Genomic DNA, 13,077 nt, shown 5'->3' on the forward strand with positions numbered 1-13,077 from the left:
CTCGTGGGACACGATTGCGCACAGTGAGGCTGATGGGAAACCAACCACGCTGTTTGTGATCTGTGCCACATAAATTATGCGGACAAAAGCCCGCATAACATCATCAGATCGGGATGTCCTCCAGGAGATCCGTGACCATCGCGGCAATCGGCGACCGCTCCGACCGGCTGAGTGTGACGTGGGCGAAGAGCGGGTGACCCTTGAGCGCCTCGATGACCGCGGTCACGCCGTCGTGCCGGCCCACCCGCAGGTTGTCCCGCTGGGCCACGTCGTGCGTGAGCACCACCCGGGAGCCCTGCCCGATGCGGGACAGCACCGTCAACAGCACCCCACGCTCCAGCGACTGGGCCTCGTCCACGATCACGTACGCGTCGTGCAGGCTGCGTCCCCGGATGTGGGTGAGCGGCAGCACCTCCAGGATTCCCCGCGAGGTGACCTCCTCCAGCACGTTCTCGTGCACCACCGCGCCGAGCGTGTCGAAGACCGCCTGGGCCCACGGCGACATCTTCTCCGACTCCGAGCCGGGCAGGTAGCCCAGCTCCTGGCCGCCGACGGCGTACAGCGGGCGGAACACGATCACCTTCTTGTGCCGGCGGCGCTCCATCACCGCCTCCAGCCCGGCGCAGAGCGCCAACGCCGACTTGCCGGTGCCGGCCCGGCCGCCCAGCGAGACGATCCCGATCGCCTCGTCGAGCAGCAGGTCGAGCGCGATGCGCTGCTCGGCGGAGCGGCCGTGCAGGCCGAACGCCTCGCGGTCGCCCCGCACCAGCCGGACCGACTTGTCCGGCAGCACCCGGCCGAGCGCGGAGCCCCGCCCCGAGTGCAACACCAGGCCGGTGTGGCAGGGCAGACCGGCCGCCTCGTCGAGGTCGAGCGTCTCGCCGGCGTACAGCGACCCGATCTGCTCGTCGGTCAGGTCCAGCTCGGACATGCCCGTCCAGGTCGGGTCGCTGGCCTGGCCGTGCCGGTACTCGTCGGCGCGCAGGCCCACCGAGGCCGCCTTGACCCGCAGCGGCATGTCCTTGCTGACCAGGGTGACCTCCCGCCCCTCGGCGGCGAGGTTGAGCGCGACGGACAGGATCCGGGCGTCGTTGCTCTCGGTCCGGAAACCGGGCGGCAGCACGCCGTCGTCGGTGTGGTTGAGCTCCACCCGCAGGGTGCCACCGACGTCGTTGGCGGGCACCGGTCGGTCGAGTCGGCCATGCCGGACCCGTAGGTCGTCCAACATCCGCAGCGACTGCCGGGCGAACCAGCCCAGCTCCGGATGGTGCCGCTTGCCTTCCAGTTCGGTGATGACCACCAGTGGCAGCACCACCTCGTGCTCCGCGAACCGGTGGAACGCCGCCGGGTCGGAGAGCAACACGGACGTGTCCAGGACAAAGGCCTGGCCGGCTGGTCGTGGCTCCTTCGGGTCGGCCGGCGCGGCGGCCGCCGTACGGCGGCTCCTGGTGGCACGGCGGGTCGTGGCAGTCGCGGCCGGGGTCTGGTCGGCACCGGCGGTGGTACGGCGAGTCGTCACAGGCCTGCTCCGACGGATGGGCACCCGCCACCCGTGTTCCGCCTCCTCCGGTGCCCGGGGACACGGGGTCGGATGCGGAACCCCATGCGCGAGGTCGCAGATCCGGGCGGACCGGCTGGCCCGGGAGAACCCCGTGCCATAGCTAGACGCTAGCCCCGCCGGACCCTCCCGGCTAGGGGGCGAACGTGGATCTACCTAGACGGGCGTGTGAACACGGCTTCGCGGGGCCCCGCACCACCGGGAAGGCCGGCGGCGGAACCGGCCGGGATGCATGCCCCCTGCGCGCACCCCGGCCGGGTTGGGGCCACCGTCACCGGTCTGACGTGACCCCGACGGTGCGTGTCCGCCGCGGACGACGCACCGCGTCGGTGGTGCCGGTCGGCGGGCCCACGCCCGCCGACCGACCTCAACCGGTACGCCGAACGAGCGTGCCGGTCGGGTGCCGCCCGGTGATCGGGGCGGCCGGCGCGCTGAACGACGAGCCGGTGTACGTGGTGCCGGCGCGGGCGACGGTGCTGGCCGAGCGGACGACCTCTGCCGGGGACACCGACAGGGCGGAGGCGATCGCGGCCTGGGCGTCGCGGCGACGCCGGTTCCAGGCGCCCCGGTCACCGTCGAAGTAGCCCTGCCGGTAGCCGAAGCGGTAGCCGATGCGGTAGCTGAGCTGCCCGTGCAACCGGCCGGCCGCGTAGCTCGTCGCGCCGAGCACCAGGACGAGGAACACCGCGAGGAACGGGCTCATCGGGCGGCCCCGGCCCGGCTCGGACGCCCGGTCATCGCTCCTCCGGCTCGATCGTGGTGGGATCGGCGACGAGCAGCCGGTCCAGGTCGTCGGTGCTGACCTCCTCGACCAGCTCGACGCTGATCCGGCAGCCGTCCAGCACGATCTCGGCCACCGAGGAGCGGCGGATCTCGCCGCCGGCGTCGTAGACCCGGACGCTCAGCTCCGGGCAGCCGAGATGGGTACGCCAGGCGTTCCACTCGGCGCGGTCGCCGACGCTCAGCGACAGGTAGCGGCAGCCTCGGGCGAGGTAGAGGCGCCAGGGGGCGGTCAGCCCCGCGGCCACCCCCTCGGCGATCAGCCCGAAGGCCTGGGCGCGGGTGGCGAGCTCGGTCACCACACCCCCTCCGAACCGGGGGCGTGACGCATGTGAGCACCAATCGTCTCATGCACGTGACACACCGTAGATTGTCCCATGGGCGTGACAGTATCAGCTTTTCGTCCGCTTACGCTCGCCACTACGGGCATCTATTCTGCCCGCGTGACACCCCTCAACAGTGGCACTGACTCGTTTACCGGAAATCCGAAGATCCCGTCACGTAGGCGTGACAGTGGCGAGCCGGGGCGCGCGCTCGCCAGCGGCTGGCCGTACGGTCACGGGGTGACCGAGACGGCCAATGCGCGGAAGATCGCCTTCGCCACCTTCGTCCGCCGCGCCCTGGACGAGGCACGAGCGACCCGAGCCTGGAGCGGCACCGAGGTGTCCCGGCGCACCGGGGTCTCCCGGCAGACCATCAACAGGTGGGTCCGGGGCGACTGGGCCAGCGACCCGGAGGCCGAACGGGTGGTCGCCTTCTGCGAGGGCCTGGGTCTGAATCCGGCGGCCGCCTTCGCCGCGCTCGGCTGGGACCGCACCGCGGCCGGCCCTCGCGGCGGCCAGCCCGCCCCTCCGATGGACCCGGACGTGGAGGCCCTGCTCCGCCGCCTGGTCGATCCGAACGTGTCGGACGCGGAGAAGTTCCACATCCGGGAAACCATCAGATATCTCGCATACCGCCCAACGTTGCCGGTCGATGTCCGAAATAGAGGCAATCAAGCAGGGTAGTTCCTCAGATGGCGAAAGAACGCCTGGTCAGGTTTATTCGTTTGCCTCCGGGGCCGGAACGGGCACGCTAGCGTCCCTACTCGTACTGCTTGGGCTCGTCATCGGCGGGGGGACGGGACAAGGCCGAACCCAGCCCTGCGGGACAAAGGAGGGGTCTGTCCATGACCCTGAAGTGGTTGGCAGTCGTGGTCGCGACGGTGTCGATGACACTGTGGGCGACCGGCAACGCGGTGACCCTCGCGGTCGACGGCGGGCAGCTTCCGCTGCTCGTCAACCTCTTCGTGCTGATCACCGCCGGCACCGCGGTCGTCCTGGCCGTCGTCGCCGAACTGCACGAGCGCATGAACGACCGGATCAGCGCGCTCACCGAATTCCTGGTGGCACGACTCAACGAGATCGAGAACCACACCGGCGATCGCAACACCGGGTTTGTGGAGGGCTACCTCCTGAGCCACGGCCAGGACGCGGCGGTGGTGCCGTTCGGCCGGCGTGGACGGGGAGCCGCCGAACGCTGATCGCCCACCCCGCAACGGATCCGCTCGGCCAGGAATGACCCTTCATCGCCGGGGTACGCTGACGCGCGTGCCGCCGTTGAATCTGGGCAACCACCAGCCGAGGACCCCGTTGAACGCCGACCAGGCCTGGCGGACCACCGCCAGCCGGGCGGCCGGGACCGTGCTCTTCTTCGACTTCGACGGCACGCTCGCGCCCGTCGACGACGATCCGACCGCGGTACGCCCGGCGCCCAAGGCGTTGGCCGCGATCGAGGCCCTGGCCCCGGTCGTGCAGCGGGTCGCGATCGTCTCCGCCCGGCCCGTCGAGTTCCTTCGGGATCAGCTCGGCGGGCTCACCGGCGTGGACCTCTACGGCCTCTACGGGCTGGAGCACAGCCACTCCGGCGGGGAGACCGTCACCGAGCCGGCCGCGCTGCCCTGGGTGCCGACAATGGTGGAGCTGGCCGACCTCGCCCGGGCCGAGCTGCCACCCGGCACGCTTGTGGAATACAAGCGGCTCTCCGTCGCCCTGCACTGGCGTACCGCCCCGCAACTCGGCTCGACCGTGCAGCAGTGGGGGCAGGCGCAGGCCGACCGACTGGGGCTGCGCGTGCAGGCCGGGCGGATGGTGCTGGAGCTCAAACCCCCTGTCGACCGGGACAAGGGCATGGTGATCGGAGAGGCGATCAAGGGTGCCACCGGGGCCTGGTATTTCGGCGACGACGTCTCGGACATCAAGGCCTTCGCCGCGCTGCGCGCCCGCGCCGCCGCCGACCCGGACTTCCTCGGCATCTGCGTGGCCGTGGCCAACCCGGAGACCGGCCACGAGGTCGCCAACGCCGCGGACCTGACGATCGAGTCGCCGGCCGCCCTGGGCGACTTCCTCACCCAGGCGCTGACCCACCTGCCCTGACCCGGCCGCGCGGCGACAGAGGCGTCGCCCGCCGCCGGCTCAGGCGCCGTAGCGGCGTTGTCTCGTCGCGTACGAGCGCAGGGCGCGCAGGAAGTCGATGTGCCGGAAATCCGGCCAGTTGAGTTCGCAGAAGTAGAACTCCGAGTGCGCGGACTGCCAGAGCATGAAGCCGGACAGCCGCTGCTCCCCACTGGTGCGGATGACCAGGTCGGGGTCGGGCTGGCCACGGGTGTAGAGGTGCTCGGCGATGTGCTCGACGTCCAGCACCTCGGCCAACTCCTCGATCGTGCCGCCGGAGGCGGCGTGCTCCAACAGCAGCGAGCGGACCGCGTCGGTGATCTCCCGACGACCGCCGTAGCCCACCGCGATGTTGACCTCCGCGCCGCCGGTGCGCTCGCGGGTGCGTTCCTCGGCGCCCTTGAGCGCCGCCGCGGTCTGCGCCGGGAGCAGGTCGAGCGCGCCGACGATGCGCAACCGCCAGGGGTTGCCCTCCTCCGACAACTCCACCACCAGATCCTCAATGATCTTGAGGAGGGGGTCCAGCTCACTTGCCGGTCGGCGCAGGTTGTCGGTGGCCAGCAGGTAGAGGGTCACGTGCCCGATGCCGGCCTGGTCACACCAGCCGAGGACATGCTTGATCTTCGCCGCGCCGACCCGGTGCCCGTCGTTCGGGTCGACGAAGCCCATCTCCCTCGCCCAGCGGCGGTTGCCGTCGCACATCACCCCGACGTGCCGGGGCACCGGCTTACCCGCGAGCTTCGCCGTGAGCCGGCGCTCGTACACGGAGTAGATAAGGTCCCGCAGCGTCATCACCTAGCAGCGTAGCGACCCTTCGGTCAGATCACCGCCTCGGAGCCCCATCCCGGCCCGGCAGACCGATGCCGATCATCGCCAGCGTACGGGCGGTGAGCCGTCCGTCACCCAGTCCCAGCTCGACCACGTCGTAGAACACCCGGTCGTCCCGCCGGGCCGCCCGGACCGCCGCGTCCACCACCCGGCGGCGTCGCGCCAACCAGGCCGCGACCGAACTGTGCCGCAGGTGGGTGCCGAGGCGGCGGCGCAACCCGTGCGCGTAGCGGCCGGCTGCCGCTTCGGGAGACTGGGCCGCCGCCGTGCCGGCGAGCGCACCGGAGAGCAGGGCGTAGAAGATTCCCTCCCCGGTGAACGGATTGATCAGTGACAGCGCGTCCCCGGTCAGCAACGTGCGGCCACGGCCCGGTGTCGGCCGGTGGGTGGACAGCGGCAGGTGATGGGCGCGCAACGCGGTCACCGTGTCCAGGTCGGTGCCGGGCAGCAGCGCGGCCAGCCGGTCCAGCAGGTAGGCCCGGTTCAACGGCTCACCGCGCAGCACCTCCCCGTACCCGACGTTCGCCCGACCGTCGCCGATCGGAAACGACCAGGCGTACGCCGGCCAGCGCGCCTTCGAGGTGACGATGAGCTGCTCGGACGGGCCGGGCAGGGCCGGCGCGTACCCCCGGATGGCAAGCGCCAGGTGCCGGTCGGGATTCTGCGGGTGCCCGAGCGCCCGACGCACCACCGAAGCGGCGCCGTCGGCGCCCACCACCACCCGGCCGGACACCTCCCCGTCGAGCACCACGCGGTCGGCGCGCGGCTCGACCCGGCGCACGGTGTGCCGGCGCAACTGCGCGCCGGCCGCCACGGCCGCCGCCACCAGCCGCGCGTCGAAGACCTCCCGGGGCACCGTGTACGCGGGTCGGGGCAGCGCCCGCGCCACGGCACCACCACCCGGCGCGATCATCCGCAACGCGGGAAGCGGCGCGTAGCCCGCCACCGCCTCGGTCACCCCCAGTTCAGCGAGCACGTCCACCGAGTGTGCGGCGATCCCGTCGCCACACGCCTTGTCCCGGGGAAAGTCGGCCCGGTCCAGCAGCAGCACGCTCGCGCCCGCCCGGCGTGCCGTCAACGCCGCGGCCGCCCCGGCCGGCCCCGCTCCCACCACCACCACGTCGAACTCGTCGCTCACCGCGCGCCTCCCTCCGACCAACGCGGCGCGGCCGTGCCGTTCCCGCACCGCCCGACGATCCACCTGCGCCGCCCACGCCGACCGTTGTGACCGACGCCACCCGCCATCCTGCCCCCTGCCCGCTCGTGCGTGCCGCACCCGCACGGCGCTGACTACCTGCCGTCAGAAGGCGATCTCCTGCCGTGGCAGGCACCAGCGGTCCAGGCGTGACGAATAGCAGGCCACCCATGCCGGGAGACATCAGCGCTGCGGAGGCCGCCCACCTGTCCAGCCGCCTGTAGACCTGCCCCACCTCTGGGGCAGCTCTACAGCGGCTGTGACTACCTGGCCAGAGACGGAGGCTGCGAGCCGCCCGGGCGCGGGTGGTGCTGCCGTCAGCCGGGGTCGACGTCGTCGGCGCGGGACGCGCGGCGCAGGCCGTAGAGGGTGAGCCCGGCCGCGGCGAGCAGCGGGGCGCCGTCGCGGACCAGGCCGTCCACGCCCAGCAGCCACCAGCACAGCGGCAGATCCACGGCGAGCACGACAAGTGTGACGCCGACCAGCAGGCCGCGTGCCCAGTCCTTGCCGCGCATCAGGAACGCGGTGCAGAACAACACCGCGTAGCTGGCCGTGATGCCGGCCCCGAACCAGAACACCACGGCGGGTAGCGCGGTCAGCCGGCCGTCCAGGATGGAGCCGCCGGCCACCAGGGCCGGCACCAGCATCAGTGGGCTGTAGGTGAACGCCGCCACCCGGCTGGTCAACAGCCAGGCGTTCGCCTCCGGCCGGCGCGGCGGGGTTTCCCGCCAGGAGAAACCAGCACGGTCGAGGACCAGCCGGGGTCGGTGCCGGACCAGGTGCCCGGCCAGCGCCGACGAGCGGTACAGCAGCCAGACCACCGCGGCACAGAGCGCGGTGAGCACGGCGAAGCCGAGCAGGCCGGGCAGCGGTGGCACCCCCTGCCGGGGCACGATCAACCGGCCGACCGCGAAGACCGTGGTGACCGCGAGGATCAGCCCGAACGGGCGGGCCACCGTCCGGCCCCGGCGAACGTGCCCGATCAGCAGCAGGAAGCCGAGCGAGCGCAGCATCGCCCAGCCGGTCCGTACGGCCAGCCCGAAGCCCTGCTCCGGGGCGTACCACCAATTGAGCAGCTCGACCACGACGGTGGCCGCCGCCGTCGTCGCGAGCAGGATGGTGAGCACCCGGACGGCGGACGGCCGCCGGACCTGGGTCTCGGCGGCCGTCCTCATGGGATCCGATGATGCCCACGCGGGGCGATCTTCACACCTAGCGCTGCGGCTGGACGGCGTCCAGGCGGGCGCGCAACGCGTCCAACTCGGCCCAGAGCACGCCGGGCAGCTTGTCACCGAACTTCTCGAACCACTCGGTGATCATCGGCAGCTCGTTGCGCCACTCGTCCGGGTCGACCTTGAGCGCGATCCGGACGTCCTCCGGGGTCATGTCCAGGCCCTCGACGTCCAGCGACTCGGGCGTCGGCACCATGCCCACGGGGGTCTCGACCGCGTCGGCCGTGCCCTCGATCCGCTCGACGACCCACTTGAGCACCCGGGAGTTCTCCCCGAAGCCGGGCCAGAGGAAGGAGCCGTCCGGGTCCTTGCGGAACCAGTTGACGTAATAGATCTTCGGCAGCTTCGCCTCGTCGCCGTCGGTGCCCTTGCCCATCTCGATCCAGTGCCGGAAGTAGTCGCCCGCGTGGTAGCCGATGAACGGCAGCATCGCCATCGGGTCCCGGCGGACCACGCCGACCGCACCGGACGCGGCTGCCGTCGTCTCCGACGAGAGCGTGGCACCCATGTAGACGCCGTGCACCCAGTCGCGGGCCTCGGTCACCAACGGGATGGTGTCCTTACGACGGCCACCGAAGAGGATCGCGTCGATCGGCACGCCGTTGGGGTCGAAGTACTCGTCGGCGAGAATCGGGCACTGGGTGATCGGGGTGCAGAACCGGCTGTTCGCGTGCGAGGAGAGGCCCTCGCTCTCCGGCGTCCAGTCGTTGCCCTTCCAGTCGATCAGGTGCGCCGGCGGCTCACCCATGCCCTCCCACCAGACGTCGCCGTCATCGGTGAGGCCGACGTTCGTGAAGACGGAGTTGCCCCGGTCCAGGGTGCGCATGGCGTTGGCGTTCGTCTTCCAGTCGGTGCCGGGCGCGACACCGAACAGGCCGTACTCCGGGTTGACCGCGTAGAGGCGGCCGTCCGGGCCGAACCGCATCCAGGCGATGTCGTCGCCGATGGTCTCGACCTTCCAACCGGGGATGGTCGGCTCCACCATCGCCAGGTTGGTCTTACCGCAGGCCGAGGGGAACGCGCCGGCGATGTGGTGGACCTTGCCCTCCGGCGAGGTGATCTTGAGGATCAGCATGTGCTCGGCGAGCCAGCCCTCGTCGCGACCCATCACGCTGGCGATCCGCAACGAGTAGCACTTCTTGCCGAGCAGCGAGTTGCCGCCGTAACCGGAGCCGTACGACCAGATCTCCCGGGTCTCCGGGAAGTGCGAGATGTACTTGGTCTCGTTGCACGGCCAGGCGACGTCCTGCTGGCCAGGGGCGAGCGGGGCGCCGATCGAGTGCAACGCGTGCACGAAGTCCGCGTCGTCGCCCATCGCCTCGAGGACGCGGGTGCCCATCCGCGTCATGATGCGCATGGAGGCGACCACGTAGGGGCTGTCCGTGATCTCGACACCGAACATCGGGGACTCGGCCTCGACCGGGCCCATGACGAACGGGATGACGTACATGGTCCGGCCCCGCATCGAGCCGCGGTACAACTCGGTCATGGTCCGCTTCATCTCCGGCGGCGCCATCCAGTTGTTGGTGGGGCCGGCGTCCGCCTCGTCGACGGAGCAGATGTAGGTGCGTTCCTCGACCCGGGCGACGTCCGTCGGGTCGGTACGCGCGTAGAACGAGTTGGGCTTCTTCTCCGGGTTCAGCCGGATCAGCGTGCCGGCTTCGACCAGCTCGTCGGTGAGGCGGCGCCACTCCTCGTCGGACCCGTCCACCCAGACGACCCGGTCGGGGGTGGTCAGTTCCGCGACCTCACGGACCCAGGCGAGCAGTTTCGGATGGGACGTCGGGGCCTGATCAATACCCCGCACAACAGCCGGAGCAACCATGACACATCTCCTTGTGGTCGACGCTGACCGATCTATGGGATGCACGAGACTCGGCGGCGCGATGCGTCGCCTTCGTGGAAACCTGGGATTGGCCTCAGCGTAAACCGGGCAGCCTTCCGAGTCAGTGGGACAGGTTGTGAAGAACTGCACAAGCTACGGCCACGCTGCGGCATCACGATCTGATACCCGCTTTCCCGCGCAGTTTCACGCAAATCTTGTTGTGCGCCCCGGCGGACGCTTGTCGCGGTGGGGCCGTGGACCTGCCCCGCCGACCGGTGCGTGGATTCCCGTTCCGAGGCGCGTCAGTCCTCCCATTTGGTTACGCTGCGTACGACGGTTTCGCACACGGTGATCAGTAGCGACGGGCGACCACGCCCGCTTGCCGTAGCTACCCCGCTGACTGGTCCAGAGCCGGTAGGCTGCCTTCGTGGCCGCCACGATGACCGGGGAACAACCGGGTCCCCGGCAGACCCGACGGGGTCTCGTCGGCATACTCCTCGACCGCTTCGGTCACCTGATCCGCGAGATGGGCAAATTCGCCACGGTGGGTGGTTTCGCCTTCCTCGTCGACTTCACGCTCTTCAACTACCTGTTGAGTCAGCAGGACGTCGAACAGGTGACGGCGAAGACGATCTCGACAGTGATCGCGGCCTCCGTCGCCTTCGTGGGCAACCGGTTCTGGACCTGGCGGCACCGCCAGCGCAACAACGCGGCCCGCGAGTACGCGCTGTTCTTCTTCTTCAACGCGGTCGGTCTCGGCATCACGGTGGCCTGCCTCGCGCTCAGCCACTACGGGCTGGGAGCCATCTGGCCGGCGGTGTTCCAGACCCGCCTGGCGGACAACCTCGCCAGCTACATCGTCGGCACGGGCTTCGCCACGCTGTTTCGATTCTGGTCGTACCGGCGGTTCGTCTTCGTCGAAGCGGGAACCCCGACCCTTCCGCAGGTGGATCCCGACCGTGATCACGGGGCGTGACCTGCCGCCCACCTCGTTCGGCCGGTGATCGCCGGCCGCACCGACTGCCCTAAGGTGTTTCGCATGCGTCTTGTCCGCCTGCTGCCTGAGCGCTGGCAGAAGTTCATCCACGAGGCGCTCAAGTTCGGCATCGTCGGTGGCATCAACACCGTCATCAATTACGCGGTGTTCAACGCCCTTGCACTGACCGTTTTCGTCAATGGTCAGTTGAAGGCGACGGTGATTGCGACCGTCGTCGCCACGATCACGTCGTACTTCATGAATCGGCACTGGACGTACCGGGATCGCCCGAAATCGGCGATGCGCCGGGAGTACGTCCTGTTCTTCCTGTTCAACGGGGCTGGCCTGATCATCGAGTTGGGTGCCGTGGCGGCGGCCAAGTACGGCCTCGGCGTCCACGGCCTGCTGGCACTGAACGTGGCCAAGACCGCGGGCGTCCTGCTGGCCACGCTGTTCCGGTTCTGGTCGTACCGGACCTTCGTCTTCCAGCCCGTCACCGATGACGACGCGGCGAAGACCGAGCCCACCTGGCACGACATCCCGCGCGACGAGTGGGACACCATGGCGGAGATGGACCCGGTCGCCGAGCTGGCCGAATCCGTCTCGGAGCTGGAGGAGGCGGAGGCCGCGCGACGCGCCGACCCACCGCCCGGCGCGCCGCCCCAGGGCCGCCCCCGGTTGAGCGTCAGCCCCGCCGCGGACCTGGACGCGGAACTCGCCGCGGAGTTGCAGGTCAGCACTCGCCGCGCTCCCCGCCGGTGACGACGCCCGACGCTCGCTCCGGCACCGGGCAACCCGCCGAGCTGTTCTTCGAGGATCTTGTCCCGGGGCTCACCGTCGACCTCGGTGTGGTCACCGTGGACGGCGACGAGATGGTCGCCTTCGCCCGCCGTTTCGACCCGCAGTGGTACCACGTCGATGCCGACCTGGCCGGTGCCAGCCGGCACGGCGGACTGATCGCCAGCGGGTTCTACACGGTCAGCCTGTTCATGCGCGCCTACGTCGACCACCTGCTGTCCCGGGCGGCCGCGGACGCGTCCCCCGGCCTGGAAGAGCTGCGCTGGCTCGCCCCCGTGCGCGCCGGCGACCGGCTCGCCGTCCGGGTCGACGTGATGGGCGCCCGACCGTCGACCGCCCGCCCGGGGCTCGGCACCGTCAGCCTCACCGGCACCATGCTGCGCCTCGGCCCGGACGACCGGCCCGAGCAGGAGGTGCTGCGGACCCGCTTCCGTGGCTGGTTCGCCGTCCGACCGACCGAGTCCGAACCAACCGAGTCCGGCCCAGCCGAGTCCGGCCCAAGCGGGGTCGAATCGACCGAGGCCGGCCCAAGCGAGGCCGGCCCAAGCGAGGCCGGCCCAGGCGGGGTCGACGCGACCGAGGCCGAACCGGTCGAGGCGCGCCCGACCGGGGCAGACCCGACCGGGAGCGGATCGCCCGACGCCGGCCAACCGGCGGGTGGTCCGCCCGACGCCGGCTCGGCCGAGATCAGCCCCGGAGACGGCCCCTCCCGGGCCAAACCGACCGACTGACCCCGCCTCGACGGACTGCGGCCGAGGCGGGCCCCGACCGCAGTCAACCCGGATCAGGTCGTGGTGTCCCGCAGCGGCTTGCCGTCCTGCATGTCGGCGAGCATGTCGCGCATCTCGCCATCGCCCAGCGAGTGCTTGTCGTGCTGTGCCTCGACCAACTCGTACAGGGTGGTCTGCACCTTTCCGACGTCCGGCACGTCGGCGAGCACCGACTGACCGCGTTCACCTGCCGACTCGATGGTGAGCGTGCCGCAGCCGAGCAGGCGCTCGACGAACCGCTGGTTCATCGAGTGGTCGTTGACCCGGGCGAGCGGGAGGTCCCGCCGGTCGCGGGAGAAGACACCCTGCTGTAGCAGGACTCGCTCGTTTGTGAACAGGTAGTGCGTGGTGCGCCAGACCAGGAACGGCCACAGCCCGAGCCAGAGCACCCCGACCAGGGCGATCACTCCGATCACGGCCAGCGCGACCGAACCGCCACCACCCTCGGGCAGCAGGAGCACACCGACCACCACCGCGGCGATGGCCAGCACCAGCACCAGGATCGGCCGGATCAGCGCCTTCCAGTGCGGGTGCAGATGGAGCACGACATGCTCGTCCGCGGTGAGCACGTCTTCAGGAAACGCCACGACAACCTCCATCGCCATTTTCTGGACGCGCCGACGGTAAACCCCACAAGCCCCACGCCGACATCCGCCACGCGGCCCCCACCGCTCTCCGCGATC

The 13,077-nt window shown here is 70.6% G+C and carries 14 protein-coding genes and 1 pseudogene; 7 read left to right on the top strand and 8 right to left on the bottom strand.

Annotated features, from left to right (window positions below):
- Positions 1–103: 103 nt before the first annotated feature.
- From ACPXBU_RS13205 to ACPXBU_RS13215, 3 genes are all read right to left on the bottom strand, one after another.
- Entirely contained in the window at positions 104–1,519 is a 1,416-nt protein-coding gene (locus tag ACPXBU_RS13205; protein WP_393366410.1) for a PhoH family protein, read from the bottom strand.
- A 406-nt stretch (positions 1,520–1,925) separates the two neighbouring features.
- Positions 1,926–2,261 (bottom strand): hypothetical protein, encoded by a 336-nt coding sequence (locus ACPXBU_RS13210; protein WP_393366408.1) that lies wholly within the window; start codon positions 2,259–2,261, stop codon positions 1,926–1,928.
- Positions 2,262–2,292: 31 nt separating this feature from the next.
- Positions 2,293–2,637, bottom strand: coding sequence for a hypothetical protein (locus tag ACPXBU_RS13215; protein WP_354995764.1), 345 nt, complete (start codon positions 2,635–2,637; stop codon positions 2,293–2,295).
- A 264-nt stretch (positions 2,638–2,901) separates the two neighbouring features.
- Between ACPXBU_RS13215 and ACPXBU_RS13220 the strand changes: the two genes are divergently transcribed.
- From ACPXBU_RS13220 to otsB, 3 genes are all read left to right on the top strand, one after another.
- The gene (locus tag ACPXBU_RS13220; RefSeq protein WP_357241648.1) at positions 2,902–3,345 is read left to right on the top strand and encodes an XRE family transcriptional regulator; all 444 of its coding nucleotides are present in this window, start codon (positions 2,902–2,904) and stop codon (positions 3,343–3,345) included.
- A 161-nt stretch (positions 3,346–3,506) separates the two neighbouring features.
- On the top strand, positions 3,507–3,860 hold the full coding sequence (locus ACPXBU_RS13225) for a hypothetical protein (protein WP_387190902.1): 354 nt from the start codon (positions 3,507–3,509) through the stop codon (positions 3,858–3,860).
- 67 nt (positions 3,861–3,927) lie between these two features.
- Complete coding sequence (gene otsB / locus ACPXBU_RS13230) at positions 3,928–4,752, top strand: trehalose-phosphatase (protein WP_393366404.1); 825 nt, start codon at positions 3,928–3,930, stop codon at positions 4,750–4,752.
- Positions 4,753–4,791: 39 nt separating this feature from the next.
- Here otsB and ACPXBU_RS13235 read toward each other — a convergent pair whose 3' ends face one another.
- The 4 genes from ACPXBU_RS13235 to ACPXBU_RS13250 form a co-directional block, all read right to left on the bottom strand.
- Positions 4,792–5,562: an isoprenyl transferase gene (locus ACPXBU_RS13235; protein ID WP_393366402.1), complete on the bottom strand. Its 771-nt coding sequence runs from the start codon at positions 5,560–5,562 to the stop codon at positions 4,792–4,794.
- A gap of 31 nt (positions 5,563–5,593) precedes the next feature.
- Positions 5,594–6,736 (bottom strand): NAD(P)/FAD-dependent oxidoreductase, encoded by a 1,143-nt coding sequence (locus ACPXBU_RS13240; protein ID WP_425758235.1) that lies wholly within the window; start codon positions 6,734–6,736, stop codon positions 5,594–5,596.
- Between the two features lie 374 nt (positions 6,737–7,110).
- Positions 7,111–7,968 (bottom strand): hypothetical protein, encoded by an 858-nt coding sequence (locus ACPXBU_RS13245; protein WP_393366398.1) that lies wholly within the window; start codon positions 7,966–7,968, stop codon positions 7,111–7,113.
- Between the two features lie 37 nt (positions 7,969–8,005).
- Complete coding sequence (locus tag ACPXBU_RS13250) at positions 8,006–9,850, bottom strand: phosphoenolpyruvate carboxykinase (GTP) (RefSeq protein ID WP_425758236.1); 1,845 nt, start codon at positions 9,848–9,850, stop codon at positions 8,006–8,008.
- 136 nt (positions 9,851–9,986) lie between these two features.
- On the opposite strand from ACPXBU_RS13250, the pseudogene ACPXBU_RS13255 reads away from it, so the two are divergent.
- The 4 genes and pseudogenes from ACPXBU_RS13255 to ACPXBU_RS13270 form a co-directional block, all read left to right on the top strand.
- Positions 9,987–10,073: pseudogene (locus ACPXBU_RS13255) on the top strand (GtrA family protein); the annotation flags it as partial.
- A 216-nt stretch (positions 10,074–10,289) separates the two neighbouring features.
- Positions 10,290–10,826, top strand: a complete 537-nt coding sequence (locus ACPXBU_RS13260; RefSeq protein ID WP_393367085.1) for a GtrA family protein — start codon at positions 10,290–10,292, stop codon at positions 10,824–10,826.
- Between the two features lie 63 nt (positions 10,827–10,889).
- Positions 10,890–11,588 carry a GtrA family protein gene (locus ACPXBU_RS13265; RefSeq protein ID WP_425758237.1) on the top strand — a complete coding sequence of 233 codons (699 nt, stop codon included), beginning with the start codon at positions 10,890–10,892 and terminating at the stop codon, positions 11,586–11,588.
- Positions 11,585–12,355 (top strand): MaoC/PaaZ C-terminal domain-containing protein, encoded by a 771-nt coding sequence (locus ACPXBU_RS13270; RefSeq protein WP_425758238.1) that lies wholly within the window; start codon positions 11,585–11,587, stop codon positions 12,353–12,355. The genes ACPXBU_RS13265 and ACPXBU_RS13270 overlap by 4 nt, the downstream gene beginning before the upstream one ends.
- Positions 12,356–12,408: 53 nt before the next feature.
- Here ACPXBU_RS13270 and ACPXBU_RS13275 read toward each other — a convergent pair whose 3' ends face one another.
- Positions 12,409–12,981, bottom strand: coding sequence for a PH domain-containing protein (locus tag ACPXBU_RS13275; RefSeq protein WP_425758239.1), 573 nt, complete (start codon positions 12,979–12,981; stop codon positions 12,409–12,411).
- Positions 12,982–13,077 lie beyond the last annotated feature (96 nt).

It is taken from the genome of Micromonospora sp. DT231, assembly GCF_049847025.1.
Lineage (GTDB): Bacteria > Actinomycetota > Actinomycetes > Mycobacteriales > Micromonosporaceae > Micromonospora.